The organism is Caldibacillus sp. 210928-DFI.2.18, from assembly GCF_020554505.1.
GTDB lineage: Bacteria > Bacillota > Bacilli > Bacillales > Caldibacillaceae > Caldifermentibacillus > Caldifermentibacillus hisashii.
On sequence record NZ_JAJCHL010000028.1, the window covers coordinates 11814 to 33475 of the forward strand.

At 37.5% G+C, this 21662-nt stretch carries 18 protein-coding genes; 3 read left to right on the forward strand and 15 right to left on the reverse strand.

Going from position 1 to position 21662, the window contains the following annotated elements:
- Positions 1–185 precede the first annotated feature (185 nt).
- Entirely contained in the window at positions 186–1412 is a 1227-nt protein-coding gene (locus LIZ98_RS07955; RefSeq protein WP_041846125.1) for a glycosyltransferase family 4 protein, read from the reverse strand.
- A gap of 333 nt (positions 1413–1745) precedes the next feature.
- Here LIZ98_RS07955 and LIZ98_RS07960 point away from each other — a divergent pair, with 333 nt between their 5' ends.
- Positions 1746–2537: a sulfotransferase family 2 domain-containing protein gene (locus tag LIZ98_RS07960; protein ID WP_043988368.1), complete on the forward strand. Its 792-nt coding sequence runs from the start codon at positions 1746–1748 to the stop codon at positions 2535–2537.
- Between the two features lie 44 nt (positions 2538–2581).
- On the opposite strand, the gene LIZ98_RS07965 is transcribed toward LIZ98_RS07960, so the two are convergent.
- Positions 2582–3655, reverse strand: a complete 1074-nt coding sequence (locus tag LIZ98_RS07965; protein WP_227091786.1) for a glycosyltransferase family 4 protein — start codon at positions 3653–3655, stop codon at positions 2582–2584.
- A 146-nt stretch (positions 3656–3801) separates the two neighbouring features.
- On the opposite strand from LIZ98_RS07965, the gene LIZ98_RS07970 reads away from it, so the two are divergent.
- A complete protein-coding gene (locus tag LIZ98_RS07970) occupies positions 3802–4539 on the forward strand; it encodes a glycosyltransferase family 2 protein (RefSeq protein ID WP_108898056.1) in 738 nt (245 codons plus the stop codon).
- A gap of 251 nt (positions 4540–4790) precedes the next feature.
- On the opposite strand, the gene LIZ98_RS07975 is transcribed toward LIZ98_RS07970, so the two are convergent.
- From LIZ98_RS07975 to LIZ98_RS08005, 7 genes are all read right to left on the reverse strand, one after another.
- The gene (locus LIZ98_RS07975) at positions 4791–5843 is read right to left on the reverse strand and encodes a zinc-dependent alcohol dehydrogenase family protein (RefSeq protein ID WP_108898057.1); all 1053 of its coding nucleotides are present in this window, start codon (positions 5841–5843) and stop codon (positions 4791–4793) included.
- Between the two features lie 32 nt (positions 5844–5875).
- Entirely contained in the window at positions 5876–6901 is a 1026-nt protein-coding gene (locus LIZ98_RS07980) for a phosphotriesterase family protein (RefSeq protein WP_227139355.1), read from the reverse strand.
- A 368-nt stretch (positions 6902–7269) separates the two neighbouring features.
- The gene (locus LIZ98_RS07985) at positions 7270–8562 is read right to left on the reverse strand and encodes an acetamidase/formamidase family protein (protein WP_041903442.1); all 1293 of its coding nucleotides are present in this window, start codon (positions 8560–8562) and stop codon (positions 7270–7272) included.
- A gap of 126 nt (positions 8563–8688) precedes the next feature.
- Entirely contained in the window at positions 8689–9330 is a 642-nt protein-coding gene (gene trhA / locus LIZ98_RS07990) for a PAQR family membrane homeostasis protein TrhA (protein WP_041903444.1), read from the reverse strand.
- Between the two features lie 379 nt (positions 9331–9709).
- Positions 9710–10732 carry a homoserine dehydrogenase gene (locus LIZ98_RS07995; protein WP_227139354.1) on the reverse strand — a complete coding sequence of 341 codons (1023 nt, stop codon included), beginning with the start codon at positions 10730–10732 and terminating at the stop codon, positions 9710–9712.
- A 57-nt stretch (positions 10733–10789) separates the two neighbouring features.
- Positions 10790–11569, reverse strand: a complete 780-nt coding sequence (gene aroD / locus LIZ98_RS08000) for a type I 3-dehydroquinate dehydratase (protein WP_227139362.1) — start codon at positions 11567–11569, stop codon at positions 10790–10792.
- A gap of 455 nt (positions 11570–12024) precedes the next feature.
- Positions 12025–13677, reverse strand: a complete 1653-nt coding sequence (locus LIZ98_RS08005) for an ABC transporter substrate-binding protein (protein WP_227139353.1) — start codon at positions 13675–13677, stop codon at positions 12025–12027.
- 97 nt (positions 13678–13774) lie between these two features.
- Between LIZ98_RS08005 and LIZ98_RS08010 the strand changes: the two genes are divergently transcribed.
- On the forward strand, positions 13775–15034 hold the full coding sequence (locus LIZ98_RS08010) for an MDR family MFS transporter (protein ID WP_227139352.1): 1260 nt from the start codon (positions 13775–13777) through the stop codon (positions 15032–15034).
- 216 nt (positions 15035–15250) lie between these two features.
- On the opposite strand, the gene LIZ98_RS08015 is transcribed toward LIZ98_RS08010, so the two are convergent.
- From LIZ98_RS08015 to aroB, 6 genes are all read right to left on the reverse strand, one after another.
- The gene (locus LIZ98_RS08015) at positions 15251–15757 is read right to left on the reverse strand and encodes a shikimate kinase (protein WP_227139351.1); all 507 of its coding nucleotides are present in this window, start codon (positions 15755–15757) and stop codon (positions 15251–15253) included.
- Between the two features lie 13 nt (positions 15758–15770).
- Positions 15771–16580 carry a shikimate dehydrogenase gene (aroE, locus tag LIZ98_RS08020; protein WP_227139350.1) on the reverse strand — a complete coding sequence of 270 codons (810 nt, stop codon included), beginning with the start codon at positions 16578–16580 and terminating at the stop codon, positions 15771–15773.
- Positions 16581–16661: 81 nt separating this feature from the next.
- On the reverse strand, positions 16662–17786 hold the full coding sequence (gene pheA / locus LIZ98_RS08025; RefSeq protein WP_041903456.1) for a prephenate dehydratase: 1125 nt from the start codon (positions 17784–17786) through the stop codon (positions 16662–16664).
- Positions 17787–17861: 75 nt separating this feature from the next.
- A complete protein-coding gene (aroC, locus tag LIZ98_RS08030; protein WP_227139349.1) occupies positions 17862–18941 on the reverse strand; it encodes a chorismate synthase in 1080 nt (359 codons plus the stop codon).
- The gene (aroA, locus tag LIZ98_RS08035; protein ID WP_227139348.1) at positions 18919–20223 is read right to left on the reverse strand and encodes a 3-phosphoshikimate 1-carboxyvinyltransferase; all 1305 of its coding nucleotides are present in this window, start codon (positions 20221–20223) and stop codon (positions 18919–18921) included. The genes aroC and aroA overlap by 23 nt, the downstream gene beginning before the upstream one ends.
- Before the next feature lie 24 nt (positions 20224–20247).
- The gene (aroB, locus tag LIZ98_RS08040) at positions 20248–21300 is read right to left on the reverse strand and encodes a 3-dehydroquinate synthase (RefSeq protein WP_041846111.1); all 1053 of its coding nucleotides are present in this window, start codon (positions 21298–21300) and stop codon (positions 20248–20250) included.
- Positions 21301–21662: the final 362 nt, after the last annotated feature.

A 21662-nucleotide genomic window follows, 5' to 3' on the forward strand; every position in this document is an offset into this window, starting at 1 on the left:
TCCACCTCAGGGTTTTCGAGTTTACAAAGAAGATAGGTGGAGTATGAACTGCCCCATGTGTCCGATTCGTTCAAGATTTTACTTAATCAAATAATTTCTAATTTGTGATTACCCACCTCACATCTTTTAAATTTATATTATGTTCGCTCTGATTTTTCGTATATAGCATTTGACCAAAATAGCCTTTAATTTTTGTTCGCTTCGTCAATTTCGGTTTTTCGTAAAAAAATTGCCTGTTCATAAATATTTACTATTTTTTCAATCGCTTGATTTAAAGACCAATGTGTCAGTGCCCAATCTTTTGCCCTTTTACCTAAATTAGCAAGATACGGCTCATGTTCCAGTAAATAATCGATATGGACAGCAAGCATTTCCTCATCACCGGGTGGCGTTAAGACACCGGTCATCCCATGTTCAATCATTTCCGGCACACCACCGACATTGCTGGCAATTACCGCTTTCCCGGCAAGTTGTGCTTCGATAACAGATAATGGCTGATTATCGATTAATGTCGGGAGAACGAGGATATCGGCGAGTGATAATAGATATGGTATATCCTTTCTTTTTCCGAAAAAAGACACCTCATTGTCCAGCCCAAGTAACGCTACTTGTTTTTGTAACACTTGATCTTGCGGACCATCCCCGACGATCCAACAAACCCAATCATGTCTCTTCTTTTTCAGTCGAGCTAATGCACCAATCAAATGATGGACTCCTTTCATCTCAGAAAGTCTTCCGGTATAGATGATTACCTTTTGTGTGACTGGTTTTTGGATTGGTGATGGATGATTCATTTGCTCCAAAAAAGTCTCGATATCATAGCCATAGTGATGAATTTTAAGTTGTGAAACGGGGACATTATATTCTTCAACTAAAATATTTTTCATCCAGTTATTGGCGATAATCGTTATTTCACCGGCCGTTGCGCCATTAAATTCTAGATTTCCAAAATAACTGTCACCGTGGGAAGAAACCGGATTCTTTGAACGATAATACGCTTCTAAAATTTCATGGGCAACACATCCGTGCAGTGTGGCCACCAATGCAGTATGTTTTGCACGAATTCGATTGAAAATAACGGCAGAGAACACATCTTGGCAATGGATTAAATCATAATTTCCGATTCCAAGTATTTTTGCCGCAAGTTCATAAAAATACATGCGTTCTTCATAATAATGAATGACAGAATCCAACACCATTGCCGGAAAAGCTTGTTTAATTTCACCTAGAAAAAAACGTTTATTTACTTTTTGATTTTTATTATAGATATAAACAAAATTCCCTTGATCCCCGTAACCGAAAAGATCAACTTCATGACCGAGTGATTCCAGTCTTTCTTTCAATTGTTGCATATACTTCCATACCCCTCCTGTATGAGGAATTTCCCAGAAGGTCGCAAGCAAAATTTTCATATTACGTTCCACCTCATTACTTTTCCATAAACTTTTGGCTGTCCTTAAAGTATCATATTCAAGAGGAAAAGAAATCGGTATGACCAACATGGAATTTCAAGACCGTAGAAGTGCTAAATAATAATAAGATTACTTTCTTAACATGTATTTTTGTGGCCTATCCTTCTATATATTGTGTAAGTGGACTTATTCGAATTGTTTTTCAGTGGCCTCGGAGTTTCTTTCTTTCAAATTACAGATTTTCTATGTACCCGTCCCTTGCAAAATACTAGCTTAAGCATAGATTAAATAGAAAGCATATTGAAAATAATTTTCAAAAGGAAGTGACACACAGTGCAAAGTAAAGAAGTTAGAGTGGAAAATGTAGTAAAAAAACGTTTGCCACATTTTCACCCTAATTTTCCAATTATTTTATTCTGGAGTCAAAAAAGCGGATGTACTACTTTCTTAAAATGGTTTTTCTTTCAAGTCGATCTGCTTGAGGAAGCTATTGACTACAATCCTTGGGTACATTTTTATGAGAATGAAGTCTATAAGCAGAAACCGACTTATATGCAGGATGTAATAGACCATCTTTTGACGAAAAAAAAAGATACATTGAAACTTGTTCGCAACCCGTATAAAAGAGCAGTCAGCCAATTTTTAATCCTTGCCACATCGAAAGGAAATCAACATTGGGAAAAAGAATGGGAAAAAATCCGCGAATTTTTTTATCATGATAAAAACAGTACGAAAGGCATTACATTCAAGCAATTTTTACAATATATCAAAACGGCTGAAGGTTATGACAGCCATTTTGCCCCACAATATGAACCTGGGGAAGAAGAATTTGTTGATCAGTATATATATCTTGAAACTTTCCAGAAGCAAATAAAACAAATCGAAGACAAATATAAACTGAAAAGCTCAAATCTGCTTGAATTATCAAAATCAACTCATCACCTATCTCCAGCAATGAAGCTAAAAGGAAACTTTGCCGATAAAGAAATATCAGAATCCACCTTTATTACTACAGGCAAATTTCCAACTTATAAAAGTTTTTATGACAAAGAGGCCATTCAGTTGGTCAATACCGTGTTTTCCAACGATTTTGAAGTATATGGCTATAAAAAATTAAAGAAGTAACATAGGACCCGGTGAGATCCTGCAAGATCCTTGTTCAATATCATTCAATTAACACCAATAGCTTGAAGCATATTCCGGAAATGTTTTCCATAGAGTTCAGGACTAAAATTCACTTTCACATGTTCATAACCTTTTGAACGGATATGTTCACGAATCTCAGTATTGCTCATTAATTCGACCGCTTGAGTAACTGCTTCAGAAATATTGCCGATTGTATAATATTTACCGGTCTCGTTATGGATAATTGAACTTCTTACGCCATCAGAATCGGTCGTAAGGATTGGACATTTACAACTCAAAGCTTCAAGAATGGCGTATGGGGCTCCTTCCACTTTTGATGTTGAACAAAGAAAACCGCCGGAGTCTCCTATACGAGAATAATATTCTGCCATATTTCCATTCGGAACATTCGCATGCAAAGTTACATGATTTTGCAAATTCAACCGGCTTATTGTTGCTTCAAATTTTTGCCGTTCCCTTTGTGTACTTAACGTAGGATCCTCGAACATATATAATTGAATGTTCGGATTAACCTTCTCAATTAACTTTGCACCAATAAAAAGAAATTCCCGCCAATTTTTATTGTCCTCAATCCGGCCGATCCAAGCGACAATCGGATGGGGATGGCCGGTTGTCTTTTGGTAAGAAAATTTCGTCGTATCAAAGCAATTATTAAATTGGAATTTCGGTACGGTCGGAAATAATTCATGAAATAGCTGTTCAATATGTGGGGTTTTCGGATTTAACAAGCCATCAGCATACCGGGTTACGAGCGGAACGACACTTTGAAACACTTTCCGGGCGACGTGTTTGGGGCCGTAACCTTGTACTTCGATAATCATTTTTCCTTGATACCCGAGCGATTGAAATCTTGGTAATGCTTGAAAGTCGGACGTAATGACAATGGCTTGATATTTGCCTGTCTCCAATATTTGTTTTATTTCCTGATCGTTATTTGTAATGAAGACAGGGGCCGCATGATCATTTAGTAAATCCCGTCTATTTTCATAGTAAAGGAAATGACAATTCATTCCAATCTTTTTCAGTGCCAGGCTTCTTTGACGATTTAATGTTTCAACCCCCCCACTCGGCACATAATAAACGAAAAGTATTTTCATTGTATCCTCTCCTGTTTTTTACAAATATGCCTTATATCACCATATGCCGAAAAACTTGAATGGTGTAATGATTGTGTCAGCCCACGCTTTATTCTTTTATCGGAATATTTTAATATGAGAAACATGAACGGAAAGGGAGTGATTATTTGGTAGAAAGGAATGAGACCGTCAGTATATTGATTCCGTTTTATAATTGTCCCTATGTTGGGCAAGCGGTTCAGAGTGCATTAGCTCAAAGCTACCCTCATATAGAAGTGATTGTTATCGATGACGGCTCAACCATGTATAAAGAACGCATATCCTCTTATCTATCAAGAATTACGTATTTGGAAAAAGAAAATAACGGAGTCGCTTCGGCAATGAATTTTGGAATTAAACAGGCAAAGAGCGATTATTTCGTGTGGTTAAGTTCTGATGATACAATTCATCCCGATAAAGTCCGGCATCAACTGAACTTTATGCAAAGAAAAAATGCATTTCTTAGCTGTACAAATTTTAATACAATGAATAAAAACAGCGAAATTATTAAATACAATGCCGGTCTTCATTTCAACAATGATTTAGAGCTCCTGAAATTATTGCAAAATTATAATCCAATTAATGGCTGTACGGTGATGTTTTCGAAAAAAGTTGTAGAAACTGTTGGACTTTTTAATGAACAACTAAAATACGCACAAGACTATGAATATTGGCTTCGGGTCGCTTTACAATATCCCATTCATTATTTCCCAATGACCCTAACAAACTACCGGATTCATGATGATATGGGGACGGTTCGACATAAAGAAGAAATCACAAATGAATTCCATTATGTCAGGGATCAATATCATGATGCAATTGGAAATTTAATAAACATACGGTCTAATAATCAGTTAGACCAATAAATCCTTGAAAATAGAAAACTGTCCAAACGCATCCCTTTGAGCATTACCAGATACACAGGATTTTTGGACAGTTCATTTTTTATCCCACCTTAATGGCGAGTCACCTAAAGATTTTCGAGATTACAAAGAAGATAGGTGGAGATGAAGAACCCCCCACGGATAGAAGTTTCACTTTATTGAAATCAGCTTGTTGTATTTCCTAGATAATAAGAGTTTACTACTATTATAGCCAACACCTTCAAATAACAAGTTTAACTAAAATCAGTTATGATATTAAATCCATATGTTTGATAATTTGACATGTCGTTAAATACATCTGTTACATCATTTAGAGAAATTTCACGAGATACAAGTGATTTTGGATTTAATTTCCCACGGGCGATCAGTCGCAATAATCCATCATATTCGGTGCGGGGATTCCCCAGGCTTCCAACCACTTCCAATTCCATCATTGTCACCATATCAATGGGTATGTCGACAACTCCTGATTCACTGCTGGTTGTAAGTCCGATTTGGACATGGCGACCACCCTTTCTAAGCGATAAAATGGAATTTACAATAGTTTCTTTTATACCAAGTGCATCAATGGAAGCATGGGCACCGCCTTTTGTGATTTCCTGCACAGCTTTGGGGACAACTTCCTTACGAGCATTAATTGTGACTACTGCTCCCTCTTTTTGAGCCATTTCAAGCTTTTTATCATCAATATCTACTGCAATAACTTGTGCACCTAAAGCGTTGGCGACTTGAATAGCGGATAATCCGACCCCACCGGAACCATTAACAACAAGCCAATCACCGGGACGTATATTTGTTTTGACGACACCGTGGAATCCGGTCATATAGCGACAGCCAATGGCAGCAGCCGTTATCGCATCAACTTCATCAGGGAGATGAACCAAATTAAAATCACCTTGTGGGATGCGAATATATTCTGCATAAGCCCCGTCATTGACCATTCCATGCACTCTAACATGTTCACATAGATTGGACCTGCCGCTTAGACAGTAGGAACAATGGGCACAGGATTCATGAAACGGTGTCGTCACACGATCGCCCGGCTTGAAATTCTTGATTTCTTTCCCAACTTCAACAACAACGCCTCCCATTTCATGTCCAGGAATAATCGGTAGTTCAGGCTTTATACCAAGCCACCCCATATCTCCCATCCATGCATGCCAATCACTACGACATACACCACTTGCCTCTACTTTTACAATCACATCATGGACTCCCGGCGTCGGATCAGGAACCTGCCCTACAAGCAATGGCTTTTTCAATTCTACTATTTGTGCAGCTTTCATGTACTTATCCCCCTCTAATTGATGATTATTATTTAACGGACGACCTTTTCAATTTCATCTTTTGTTCGATTTTTGCTTGACTCACCGCCAAAAATAGCTTGCGGGTTTTTTACCAGAATCGTTTCAATTTGCTCGTCCGTAACACCACCACGTTTTAATGCCGGAATAATATTTTCAAAGATATGCCCTACATGCCAATTTTCCACCAAACCAATCATGGCCTCAGGAAACTCAGGTGGTTTCCCTAACCAAACATTAACGGTATCGTGAGACATAATTAATTGATTTTCGTATCCTAAACCAATCAAACCGATTAACGTTCCAATTCGCTCTCGATCCATTGGGGCACCGACAAATTTTTGAATACCGAAGCGGTCAAAACCGACATATACACCTTGCTCTAGCGTACGAAGATGATAACTGATATCGGTATTCCCACACATATGGCCAATAAGAATTCGCTTCGGATCTACTCCTTCTGAAATTAGTAATTCTGCTTGTTCAGGTCCCATTGTCCCTTCTTGTGTATGGGTAATAATTGAGATGCCAGTTTCCTTTTGAACTCTAGCTGCTGCCCTGAAAAACATTTGTTCATAATCTGTTATTCTATCTTTACTAGAACCTAGTTTGATAACTCCTGGTTTCAGACCAGTTTTACCAACACCGTTTAGAATTTCACTCATGAACATTTCATAGATTTCCTCTTCTGCAATTCCAAGCCCTTGTTTAAATTTAAAGTAAGCAGGTGCACCTTCACCCTCATAATAATAGCCGGTTGCAAAAATAATATGTACACCTGATTGTTCAGAAATTTCCTTAAGTAGTTCGGGATCTCGTCCTGAATCATTCGGTGTCGCATCGACAATTGTAGTTACTCCATGTGCTTTTGCCCGATTTGCCACTTCTACACCGATGCGAATAATGTCGTTTTTTTTCGCTGAATATAAAGAATTTCCATGGTAGCCGGCATATCCAAAAAAGAAATGTTCATGCATTAATGTTTTTCCTAACTTATTTGCATCGACGGGTCCTAGAACGGTGTTTACAGTTTTACTCACCATATTTCCTCCTTAATTATTCATGATAGCGATTTCATTTTTGTTTGAAAAAGTACCAATTCTTTTGTGATTTTCCTGTTGTATTTTCTTTAGTAGCAGAGATTATCTCTGCAAAAACAATAACCTAGGGCTCAATGATAGTTACAGGTATGTTAGCGTTTACATTATGAGGTGAATTAATTAATGAAATTACTAAGACAGAAAATTGTAGGCAACATCATCTTTTGAAGGATAGTTTAAATATACTAAAATCAAAAAATAGTGTCAATATTTTTTGGTTTTTATTTAAATTTTTATTATTATACACAAATACTATTCTATAAAAAGAGAAAACCGTCTGAATATCAAACGGCTCGCTCTTTCTATGATTATTTATATTGCTGCTTCACAATGGCGTAAATTCCTTTTTCCTTTAAATATTTTTTTGGAGCAAGGAAGGTGACTGTAACAACACCAGGGTGACGACCGATATCAATGCTGCCGGTTATTGTAGAGCGGTTCATTACTTCCGGAACAGTGATATTGAAAAACTTCGCAGCTCGTTCCATTCCGTTTGTAGTTGCCTCATTCAAATTCGCTCCTGTACCAACAAAAGAGATTGGTAAGGATTTTTCGAGTTTTTCCATTCCCCATTTTTCCGCTAATATTTCCGCTTGTTTTCTTTCCTCCTTCGTGAAAGGTTTTGCCAAATAAGGAAGGTCTTCCTCTACCGGGAGAATGATTGGTCCTTCAATATTTGCTCCTTTTAACACTTCAACTTGAAGAGTAACAATCCCTGCAACATCAGTAGTATGTCCAGCAATTTCTCCATTTCCTTGCATCGCATGCATATCACCTAAATAAACTCCGCCACCCGGAACTTTAACCGGACAAATGACAATTGCGCCGGCACGAACTCGGTTAATATCCATATGTCCATCTGTTCTGTCTTCTAATTGTTCTTTCGTCATACCATAATCATGAGGGGCGGCTATTAAAAATTGACCGAAATCACCTGCATTATGGGAATCCGGGAATGGTCTTGCCGGAGTTGTACCCAATTGTCCTAAGAACGGTCTTAGACGCGCAATAGTTCCGACCATATCATGTGGTGCAAAGGTAACAATTGGATTTTGAATTGAGTTTTCCGGTGTATTCATATACTTTTTACCATCTTGAGCTACTTTTTCAGCTGCTTGTTGGTCAAGTGTGACACCGATTGATTTTTTCTCATTAAAAGCAATGGTATACGCATGTGTGAATGTAAAAGGTGTAATATCTGCATCACATTGTTTACAGTGAACTGCTTTTTCACCGATACCTTTTATCACCGTTTCCGGATTGACGGTTCCACAGTTTGGACATTTAGCGGCAACAAAAGGATCTCCGTTAAATCTTCCTTCCATTGGTTTATCATTTCCGGAGGCAGTAACAACGGATGTTACTTCAATGGATTTGATCCGAATAACAATCGCATCCCCCACCTCAGCTCCCTCAACGTAGACAGGTTTTGTTACTTCATGGCCACCTTTTAAGGCAGGTGTAATCATTGGTCCCCAACATCCCGGTGCTGTATTCGCAATAATATGGCCTCCATCTTTTACAACATATTCCATCTCTTCATTTGGATCAAGAATTCCATTTGTAAAGTGATTCACATAAACCGTTTGCAAGGCTTTCATCATAGGTCCCCACTTTCAATAATTTTTCTATCTAGCAATCTATTATTATTCTATCCTATTTTGTATCCGCTTTCAATGTAAAATAAACAAACCGCAGTCCCAGTACTTTTAGGACTGCGGTTTGTTTTAAGGCAGTAGATAAAACAACACACAGAAGAAATGGGCGACAGTTCCAGCAATAACGAACAAATGCCAAATCATATGATGAAATTTAAATCCGCGCCAGACATAAAAGATCGCTCCGATTGTATAAAAAACGCCGCCGATTACAAGTAATACAACACCATTGAATGGCATATTTTCGACAATTTGCTTCCAACCGATGACAACAAGCCAACCCATTAATACATAAAGGATGGTCGATGTATATAAAAATTTTTTCACGAAAAGAGATTTAAAAACAATTCCGCCAATGGCAAGCCCCCAAACAATACCGAACAAAGTCCAACCCAGACCACCTTTTATAACAAGTAATGTAATGGGCGTATAGGATCCGGCAATAAACAAGTATATGGATGAATGATCCAGTATTTCGAAAACATCTTTCGCTTTTCCTTGGGGAAGGGCGTGAACAAGCGTAGATGATGTATATAATAAAACCATTGTCGCCCCGAAAATCGTAAAACTCACAACATGAATTGCAGTTCCGTTTATTGATGACGAAACAATAAGGATGACGAGTGCTGCTATACTTAATAACGCTCCGATACCGTGAGTGACAGCATTTGCAATCTCCTCCCCTTTTGTAAATCTGTGTGTTTCCGCCAAAACTATCATCTCCAATCTTTATCAATTAATTTTATCAATTAATTTTTAACAAGGAAAGGTGAATATTTACTTGAGGTTTGTATCCCAAAGAGGGTTCGTCGTCAAATTTGAGTAATTCTCACCGCAAAATGGTGACGAGTTTCGGTTTCGTCGTAGAAAACAAGCATTTCTCACCTAAAAATGGTAAAGAGAATCAGGAGCGTCGTCAAAAACGAGCATTTTTCGCCTCAAATTAATTGGTGAGGAGGTCGGTTTCGTCCGTAAAACTGAGACTTTCTAGCCTAAAAAAGTCGACGAAAATGTATCTCGTCAACAAAATAGAGAGTTACCCGCTTTCCATTTACGACGTTCAAAAGACACTCTTCATGTTACATACAAATTACAAATCTCTCCGATATAAATTTATGACATCTTTTAATACTGCTGCCGCTGCACCTCTCGGGTGTGATGCACCGCCTGTTATGCAAACAGTGCCCATTTCTTTCGTTTCAAAGACGATTCCTTTATTTGATCCATTTACATAATACAAAGGATTGGAAGGCGGAATGTTTCTTGGTCTCACCTCTAGGGAAAGATGTTCATTTTTTAAAATGACACTGGCCAATAATTTTATTCGTTCATTCTTCTCCTGTGCGTCATTTATTTTCTCTTTTGTGACATGTTCAATTCCCACAATTTGGATATCGTTTAAGGAAAAACTCGTTTCCAATAGCCCGTTCGTAATTAATAAAATTTTACCTGCACTATCATAGCCTTTCACATCTAAACTCGGGTTCCTCTCGGCAATTCCTTTCATTTGAGCGACTTTTAAAGCTTCATCGAATGATAGATTGTTGTCGGCCATGGTAGTCAAAATAAAGTTTGTGGTCCCGTTTAAAATTCCCTCAATCCTTGTTATTGTTGCGCCGGCCAAACTATACCCGCCAATATCCATGGTCGGCAGTGCAGCCGCGGTTGCCCCACTGAATTTCATACTGACCCCTTTTTTCCGAGCTGCTTCTTTTATTCTTTTAAAAGAATGAACAAGCGCCCCTTTTGAAGCAGAAACAATAGCCATTCCTGCTTCGATGGCATTTAGTATGTACGATAATCCCGGCTCGCCGGTCTTAATATCGGTTGGTGTACATTCAACAAGGACATCACCATTCCATTTTGGAGGGACTAAAAAAATATTTTTTTCCTCGGCATATTGAGTAAGTGCATTGGATCCAACGTCATAATTCATCAATTTGTCCAAAGAGATCCCTTCTGCTTCATAAAGCATCCCTTTTGTACCAATAATACCTGTCACTTTTGGATGGAAACCGTACATATTTTTAATTGAATCGGAATGGCTCAACAATAGTTTACAAAATTCTTTGGCGACAACACCGTATCCTGTAATAATTATTCTTTTTTCCATGATAAATCCTTTCCTGACTGCTTTTCTTTTGTTAAATAAGCTCACATCTTTTTAATGCTAAATATACCTTCCTGCTTCAAAATATTTATGAAAGATGTTCAATACGTGTCTTAAATCATCGGCAGGAATTTGCCCCGGTGCCGAAGCGGTTCTACCGGCTCCAAACGTACAAGCTGAGCCGAACAGTTCTCCGGATAAACGACTGATTAATCCAAGGGGACCCATGGCCATCGTAATGAGCGGATGGTCTCTATCCTTATTTTTCATCGTAATCGTAGCATCTAGTAAGGTAAGAATATCTTGAACATTTTTCGGCATAACGGCGATTTTTGAGATATGACCACCAAGCAATTGCATGGTCTCAAGCCGGCGAATTATTTCATCCTTTGTTGGCGTTTGCTGGAAATCGTGGTTTGAAATAATCATATAAACTCCATTTTCTTTAGCCAAAGCAACCACTTCTTTTACAATTGTTTCACCGCTGGATAGTTCAATATCAACAAGATCTGCTCTTTTTGTTTGGATAACGGTTTTTAATAGTTTCAAATAATAGTCTCCGGCAATTTCTTTCATCCCGCCCTCTTTATGCGTACGGAACGTAAAAATGAGCGGAATATTGAACAGTTGGGTACTCATTTTTTCAAGTAGATTTTTTATTGCTGCTAAATCTTCAACTTTTGAATAAGCATCTGCACGCCATTCAATGATATCAGGTTTCAAATCTTTAATTTCTTCCAATTCTTCAAGTAATTCTTGATCCGTTGTTCCCATCAGCGGAATGATCACTTTTGGTATTCCTTCGCCAATTTCAATATCTTTTATTTTCAACATTTTTATTTATTTCCCCCAATACCATATTCAAACGACAATAAGTACTTCACGGTATCAATTGATAAGACACAAAATATTATGCGTTCATGGTATGTTTTTGAAAAAATTTAAGGCAAGCCCATATGATTCGCCCCAAAAAGCCATATTTAAGCAAAACACATGATGTCTGAAAATTAACACAATTACAATATCTAGTGTAAATTTTTTTTTAAATCCAGTGACAATATATAACTAGTTTATCATAATTGGAAAATTTTAAAAATATGAAAACAAAAATTGCGTCTTTAAATCGTCCATTTGTAACACCAAAAAAGTTACTCTTCAGCGGTTTTACAAAATGCATTTCCTATCCTCTTCTGATTTTTATAAACGATTAGGGTATGGCCTCTTCATTTCGTAGATTCCCGGAAGAATTGGAGAAATCCTACAAAAGTCAGATAATACAATCGTATATGCATGAATTATATTTCCGGACGGACCCAAAGCTTAGAAAAATCAACATAGCCAAAATGCTTCATCTGGATATTCATGATATCATTTGAAAATGGAATTTCCTTTTTTTGATGATACAGCGGAATCATAATCGACTTTTCAATCAACAATTTTTCCATTTGTTCATGAAGCTCATCCCACTTTTCAAACGGCGTCTGAACATACCTATCCACATGTTTTTTTAGTTCGAGATCATTGTTTAAAATATTGGCAAGTGGCGAATATCCGTTTTTTAAAAAATAGTAAAGAGAAAAGGTTTCGTTCATTTCAAAAATTTCTCCGTGAATATAGAGATCCACTTCTTCCAGTTTCGTTTTTTCATATACTGATTCCTCAAAGGTCAGCCACTTTACTTCAATCGGAACCCCTGCCTCTTCCAAAATCTCTTTCAACCAGTTTGTCATCGGTTCATTCCATTTCCGTTGCATAAGGATCAGCGGTGCGTAAAAACGAGGTCGCTCTACCTTAGGAATCGGGTATGGCTCTTTCTTATGCGATAAGCAGCTCGCATGATTGGGTACCATTTTTTCATATACACCAGTTACTTCATGGCGATGCCCCGCAATAACCGAATGAATGTAATCGCGTACCTCTTGCCGGCTGATATCCGAATTTCGATTGGCGTTCATTATAACAACACCGAATCCGGAATGACTTTTAAAGACAAAAGTAGACTCGGGCTCTTTTTTCAAATTAGAAGTATAGATGAAATCATAGTCTTTCGGTACTTGGATAAATTCAATTTCGTCAAGGAGCGGCCGTTCCTGAAAATGTTCTTTAAAAGCAATTAATTTTGTTTTCACCTCACTATTTTCAGCAACATAAAAAGGACCTGTTCCAACTAATCCATGATCCGTTTCTTTATAAATGCTGGCAATGATTGTTCCCAACAGCTGAAGGGTATAGCTGCAACCATTCGGTGTATCGATATCGATGACAAGCGGTGTTACGGCACGAATTCGTTCAACCGGTTGCCAAAGGTTCGCATATTGAGGTTGCTTTCTCATGTTCTCTAAACATTGGACAACATCATTCGCCGTTAAAATAGACCCGTCATGAAATTTCACATCTTTTTTTAAATAAAGTCTAAGCTTTGTTGGAGTCATATTCCAACTATGGGCAATTTCCGGTTCCACTCCTCCTCTTTCATCGATGGCCACTAACCGGTTATAGACCGTTGCCACCAAATTTGCCAGGTGTACATGGACGGCATCCAACGGGTGAAGAGAATGAAATGGATATTTGCGGGGAATGATGAGTTGATCGATTTCATAGACAGTTTGTTTGAATCCGAACTTTGATTGAAAATGGTTTAGTAACCTTGTTTTTCGCTCCTGAGACCAATCCATCAATAAATATTTGCTACTTTTTTCAATCGGCTCCTCTTCAATCATTGTAGTTAACTCTTGTTCATAAACTTCTTCAACATTTTTCAACCATGTTAATTTCGATACATTCCCGCGACCACGTCCTGATGTAAATGAAAGCCAACCTTCCCTTTCCCATGTTTTTATATAGCGAGCCGTTTGTTTTGGACTTAAATGTAAAATTTGTGCCATATCCTCTACTCGAACCGGCCCTGATTCAATAGATTTCCATAGTGTAAATAAATACTCATTCATTTTGTTCCCACCTAAAAGTAGACAAAAATATTTAATATTGTCTATTTATTTTTATATATGTCTATTTTAATATACTAAACATAAGGGGGTCTTCCAAATGAAATGGCACGAATATCCGCAAAATATTAAAGTCCGATTAATTACCTCATTTCTTAATCGAACCGTTTCCTCATCCGTAATGCCCTTTATGGCCTTATTTTTTGCCAAAGAAAAAGGAAAAATTTGGGCCGGTTCATTTTTAATTGTGACCGTTTTTATTAGTTTCATTGTGAACTTGATTGGGGGATATATTTCTGATCGTTTTCCGCGTAAAAAGGTATTACTGATTACTTCTTCTTTAAGTGCGATGACGTTCCTTTTGATGACGTTGAGTTTACTCCCAAGTGACCGGTTGATTGGGTTGTTTGCAGTTAGTTATATTATTTTTATTGTTGTGTCACGGCTCGGGAGTCCGGCAATGGAGGCAATCATAATTGATTCAACAACACCCGAGAATCGAAAATCAGTGTATGTGATTGATTATTGGCTAGTCAATTTATCTCTGGCGATTGGGACGGCTCTTGGCGGCATGTTTTATGTAAATCATCAAATCGAATTGTTTGCCGTTCTCACTTTTACATCATCTTGTTTGCCTGTTGCCTATTGGTTGTGGCTTCAAGATGTTTCTGTAAAGCAATTAAAAAAGCAGCATAATAATGTTATTCTTGATGTATTAAGCAATTACAAAGTTGCCATTAAGGATGCTCCTTTTGTCAAAGTGGTAGTCGGATCAATGTTCATTTTTGCTGCAGAATTTTCGATGAGCAGTTATATTGGTGTCCGGTTAGCAAATGAATTTGAGCCGATTGATTTTGGCGGTTTTACGGTTGACGGGGTTCGCATGTTGAGTATTCTCAATATCGAAAATACATTGCTGGTTGTGTTTTTGACATTTTTTATAAATCGAATGGTTAATCATTTCAGCAAGCAAAAAGGTTTATTGGTTGGACTTTTGCTTTATGGGATTGGCTATGTGACGGTCACTTCGGCAAACATTTGGTATCTGTTAGTCTTATTTAATTTTATTGCAACAGTTGGCGAACTGATTTACTCACCAATTCGAAAGACCGAGCAATCGAACATGATTCCGGATGATAAACGCGGGTCATACTCCGCTTTTTCAAATGTCTCTTTTAGTGGGGCTGATTTAATCGCCCGTTCAACCATTATTCTTGGAGCATTCTTGGTTCCGTCGATGATGTCGGTTTATATCGGTGTGATTATCATGATGGGAATTTTGCTGATGTATACGGGATTGTTTGCCGGAAAACCTGTACTGCAAAAAGTACCAGCTGTGAACAAGAACACAAAGGGTTAAAGATAAATGAATTCATTTTTTCTTTTTAAAGAAAACTCAGGCGTCCGAGCCTTTAGGCGAGAGCAGAGCCGTTAGTTCACCGAAAAAATATAAAATTTTTTCGGCTGCGATGTAATCCCGCGAAGCTTTCCTTGTGCACTTATGCGTTAGGAAAGTAGAAATTGAAAAATTTATACTTTCCTGGCCAAAAAAAGGACTGCAAATTATGCAGCCCTTTTATATCATTTCATATTTGTTCATAATCCCTATAATGTCAGTACAAACTTCTTCAATAATGCGGTCGTTAGCAATAATCTCATCTGCATATTTTTTATATAACTCGTACCGCTCTTCATAAAGGGCGAGCAGTTTTTCCTTGCCTTCTTTTAACAATGGTCTGGATTGGACGATGATGTCCGCCATGATTAAATCTACCGGCCGATCTAAAAAGACGATAACCCCACTGTCACTCAACCATTCCATATTGATTGGTTTCTTGATGACACCGCCGCCGGTTGAGACAATCAAATCCTTTCGCTTAGCAATTTCCATGCAAGCCATTGTTTCAATTTCACGAAAATGGTCTTCTCCCTTTTCAAATAACTGGGGGATTGTCTTTTCTGTCCACTCCACAATAAATTCATCCAAGTCGATAAAAGGCTTTCCGGTTTTCTCTGCTACCAGTTTGCCAATGGTCGTTTTTCCACTCCCCGGCATACCGATAATGACTAATTTGTTTTTCATTCAATCACTCATTTTACTGAAATTTTTTATCGAAATCATCCATTACTTTTGTCAAAATTTCATGACTGATTTCTCTTTCTTGCCAAATTTCTTCCGCTTTTATGGCTTGACCGACCAACATTTCCAGTCCACCGCATATCTTTTTATCCAATCGCCGACCAATTTCCAAAAATTTAGTAACCCGCGGGTTATAGATAATATCAATCAATGTAGCAAAATTTATAATGATCTCTTCCGCAACCGGGCTTTCGTCCACACTCGGGTACATGCCGACTGAAGTTGTATTGATTAGTACATCCCCTCTAACGGTAGCGATCTCATCATACGTCATAAATTGAACTCGCAAATCATCATATACATCTTTACATGTTCGTCGCGATACAATATACAATTTTTTTACCCCATGGTCGAGTAAGTATTGAACGACGGCTTTCGCTGCACCACCGTAGCCCAGTACCATACACACTTTATTTTCAACCTCAACATGATTGCACTGAAGAATCGTGCCAAAGCCAAAATAATCAGTATTATATCCGTATAATTTTCCGTCTTTCAGCAATATCGTGTTAATCGCATTTAATTTTTTTGCCTCTTCTGATAGACCATCTAAGTATGGAATAATCGTTTGTTTATAAGGAATCGTTACATTCGCCCCTTTAATCTCCAATACCTTTAATCCATCGACAAATTTTTGTAAGTCTTCTTTTTTTACTTCAAATTTTTTATAAGCTGCCCGGATTTTTAAAAGAGAAAAAATCTTTTCATGAATTTCCGGCGAGATACTATGGTCTAATTTTTCACCTAAAAGTCCGTAAAATTCCATGGAAACTGCCAATCCTTTCCGTTAAACTCGATGGATTTTGCATGTTTGTTGTTCGATTTCACTAATGTCAACTTTCACTAATTATCTTACTGTATCTTGTTGATAACACCCGAGCAAGCGGAAATACTCACAGCCTTCTTCAATTAAACTTAAGGCTTTTTTCACTTTTTCACTCCGGATATTTCCTTCAAAATCCACATATAGCACGTATTTCCAATTTCCTTCTTCGGTAGGCCTGGATTCAATTTTCATCATGTTAATATCATTTTCAGCAAAATGGCTCAACAGCTGGTAAAGGGTCCCAACTTTATGTTCCAATGAGAAGACAACACTCGTTTTATTACTTTTGGCGGCCACTTGTAAATGTTTAGAAATAATAATAAATCGAGTTGAATTACCAACTTTATTGTTAATATTTTCTTTAAGAATATCCATATTATAAATTTCCGCTGCTCGTTTTCCGGCAATCGCCACTTTTGTTTGATCATTCAATTCACGAATATGGCGGACACTGTCAGCCGTACTTAAAAACGGAATCAAGCGCCAGTGCTTATAATTTTTTAAAAACTTACTCGTTTGTTCAAATCCTTGTGGATGAGAATATACTTCCTGGACTTTTGACAGGTCTGTTCCTTTAAGACCAATTAAATGTTGATTCACTTTAATATATTGTTCACCAACAATATAAAACTCGTATTTAGTCAATAAATCATAAACTTGGGAAATCGCACCCGTTGAAGAGTTTTCAATCGGTACCACGCCAAAATCAATTTCATCATTTTTCACGGCTAAAAAAACATCCTCAAACTCTTCATAATTGCTTGATTCCACATTCTTACCAAAGAATTTGAACATCGCTTCTTCAGAAAAAGAACCTTGCACTCCGTAACAGCCAACTTTTAAAAAGTGGTTCATTTGTTCGCCGGGAAAAACACCATCCCGGATCATTTTATATTCCAGTTCCTTACCTAAATTAATTAGGTTTGTGTAAAATTTTTTCAATGCCCATTGATAATTTGGATCTTTTAAATTTTTTATATTTTTCTCAATTACTTCCGTTTCCCGATCCCGGTTTAAAACAGGTAACCCGTCCTTCTTTTTATAATTACTCAACTTTATAACGGTGTTCATCCGTTCCTCAAAAAGTTCCGTTAATAGTTTATCAATTTGATCAATTTTTTTTCGATAATCATCTATCTCTGACATTTTTTTACCCCTCTTTATGAAATTAAAACTCCGTGAAGATGTACAAAATTCGTATCCCTTGGAGTTGATCACTCTTTAGGAAATGAACATTAAGTCTAAAATTCCGAGGGCAGTGACTGCTTCAATAACTGGTATTGCCCGTGGTACAATACAAGGATCATGCCTGCCTTTCACAACTAGTTCACTATTTTTATGTTCGGCAATATTAATTGTTTGTTGTTTTTTTGCAATGGAAGAAGTTGGCTTAATGGCTACTGTGAATAGAACCGGCATGCCATTGGTAATCCCACCCGTAATGCCGCCGTTATTATTCGTGTGCGTTTTAACCTCATCACCCTCGTAGTAGTAAGCATCATTCGTCTCTGAACCTCGGAGTTTCGTCATTTCAAACCCTTTGCCAAATTCAATTCCTTTAACTGCCGGCACTGAAAATATTAAGTGAGCAAGGACGGATTCAACGGAATTGAAAAAAGGATCCCCAATTCCGGCCGGGATGCCAACGACGGTACATTCAATGGTTCCCCCGACCGAATCCATATCTTTTCGTGCTTGTAAAATTACCTCTTCAATTTCTGTCCGTTTTTCTCCGTCAATAAGCGGTAATTCTTGCTTCTTTAACTCATCAAAAAGAGCTTGGTTTACTTCCACATCCTGAAAACTTTTGTCATGAATATGACGAATACTTTTTACATGGGCACCAACTAAGATTCCTTTTTCGGCCAAAATTTGCTTAGCAATCGCCCCGGCAAATACAAGCGGTGCCGTAATTCTGCCGGAGAAATGACCACCGCCGCGATAATCATGGAACCCGCCATATTTGACAAATGCCGGATAATCCGCATGACCCGGTCGCATTAAATTTTTTATATCCTCATATACTTTCGAACGTTGATCGCTATTTCTGATAATTGCTGTCAACGGTGCGCCGGTTGTATATCCGTTAAAAAATCCGCTGATTATTTCCGGTGTATCGTTCTCCTTCCGTGTGGTCGATAATAAACTTTTCCCCGGTTTTCTACGATCCATTTCCGCTAGTACTTTATCCATGTCAATTGCAACACCCGGCGGTAAACCATCAATTGTAATTCCGATAGCCGGGCCGTGTGATTCACCAAAAATAGATAGTTTTAACTTATTTCCCGTTATCCCGCTCAAAGAAACGACCTCCTAGTACTTTAAAGTCTCGCCAAAAGTTTGGGTATGATTTCGAAACACATTCATGGTCTTCTATTAGAATAGACGTTTTACAGACCGTCGAAGCGATGGCAAGGGTCATGGCGATACGGTGGTCATTATGACTCCATACTGCGCTACCGCCATATAAGCTTGGCACTCCTTCGATAATTAATCCATCCTCTTTTTCAATAATTTTTGCACCGATTTTATTCAATTCAGTCGCGATTGCATGGAGGCGATCCGATTCTTTAATCCGGAGCCTTCCTGCGTTTATCACCTTGGTTGTTCCTTTACTTAATGCTGCTGCCAACGAAAGTACCGGGATAATATCTGGACATTGAGAACCATCAATAACCGTTGCCGTTAACTCTTTTTCCGGTTTACCGGTTAAACCTCCATTTTCTTGATAAAATTTCATCCCCATTCGTTCCAGTATATGAATGACCTCTTTATCCCCTTGTAACGAGTCTAAATTCAAATCATGCAAAACAACCTCATTATTTAATGCATTTGCTACCAAGAAAAATGCTGCTTGGGAAAAATCAGCCTCAACCCGATAATCACGGGCTTTATATTTTTGGTTTCCCTTGATAAAAAATTCTTGATAATTATGGTTAATAATATGAATACCAAAATCTTTTAAAGCACTCAACGTAAGATCAATATACCCTTTTGATTCCATTTCTGTCGTAATGACAATTTTTGAATCACCGTCAAGGAGCGGTAACGTAAATAATAATCCTGAGATAAATTGCGAACTAACATTCCCCGTAACTTCATAAAGACCGCTTTTTAACTTACCCTCAACCCGTAGGTCCAGTTCACCTTCTTTGTAACTGTATTGAATCCCTTGCTCATCAAAAATATTATAATATGTATGAAGCGGTCTTTGTCCCAATTTTCCTCTGCCGATAAAGCGATGCTCCCCCGGAAATAAAGTGGAGATTGGAACGACAAATCGTAATGTAGAACCGGATTCATTACAGTCAATAAGGACTTCATCAATATTCCTTTTTCGGTCTAGTTGCCCGGTTGCATAGATGCCAACAACTTCCAAAACGTCTTCATTTTTTGTCATTTTTGCCCCAAATGATTTCATTGCCTCCATTGTTGCAAGAATATCATCAGAATAATCAATGTTTGAAATCCGGCTTAATCCATCACTGAGTGCGGCACAAATAACTGCCCGATGAGCAATACTTTTTGATGGTGGTACTTTCACTTCACCGTTTAATTTCTTTGGATCAATTAAGCAGTCCATTTTATTCCCCCCCTAAATTCTAAATTATTTAAAGAAATCAATTGTCGTCTCTTTGATATATGATTCACCAATCCGTTTTAATAAAATAACATGAAGGACATCGTTTATATTTTTCTTGTCTAATTGAATTGTTTCCAAAATGGGTGTAAGACTTGGGATTTCCAATTGATATGGGAGATGATATTGCTGAACGATTTGCATAATTTGTTCGGCAACACCTTTTTCCGTTAATCCTTTTTCTTCTGCACGTTTTGAAATTTCGTACATACCGATTGCCACTGCTTCTCCATGCGTATATTTTTTATATTGGTAAAATGTTTCTATTGCATGACCGAGCGTATGGCCAAAGTTGAGAAGCATTCGGTTTCCGGTATCCTTTTCATCCTCTTCAACAACTTCCTTTTTTATCTCACAACAACGGTAAATGATGTTTTCAATATGTTCCATAACCATTTCCATACTTTGGTAATTTTTCAATTCATTAAACAAATTCACATCTTTAATACAGCCGTATTTGATTACTTCCGCCATCCCATCCCAAAAGAACCGCTCCTCTAAAGTATGAAGGACATTCGGATCAATCAGTACTAATTTTGGATGATAAAAGCTTCCTACTAGATTTTTCCCTCTGTCCAAATCGACTGCAACTTTCCCTCCGACACTGCTGTCAACTTGGGCGAGAAGTGAAGTTGGAATTTGCACATATGGAACGCCCCTTAAATAAGTCGATGCCGCAAAGCCGACAATATCACCAATCACGCCCCCGCCAAGAGCGATAATTAAATCGCTTCTTGACAATTTAAAATCTAAAAATTGATTATAAATTTTTGGAAGAATATGGAAGGATTTTGTCTCTTCTCCGGCCGGCAAAGCTAATAGATCTACTTGAAATCCGGCATGTTCAAGACTAGTTAAGACGTTTCTGCCATAGTGTTGATTGACATGAACATCTGTTACAACAAAAATTTTCCGTCCTGCATAAATTTTTTTAATTTCTTCACCAACTTGTTCAAGGAGTCCTTTTTCAATAAGAATTGGATAACTCCTATCCCCCAAATGAACGAATAATTTTTTCATGAAAAGCACCTTCTTTTCGTTAGTTGAAATAAAAAAATAGAACCCTATAAGCTGAGTTCTATTTTTTATTAAGTATAATTACTTTTTCTATTACATGAAGAACTCATCAGTGAAAACTATTCATTTTGTGCAATACAAAAAGCCGGCGCTAAAATAAAAGCCCCAGAAGAAGCCAAAAAAGCTATAAAATTTGCCAACTCTTCTTGCCTGTATTAATTGTTCCATGATCATTCCCCATCTATTTTAAACGTATCAATATTATAAACATTTTGTTTTTTATTATAACAAATTATAGCCGTTTGTCAATGATTAACTGCTAAAAAATAGAAATTATCATTCCCATTTTCTGGAATCAGTTAATG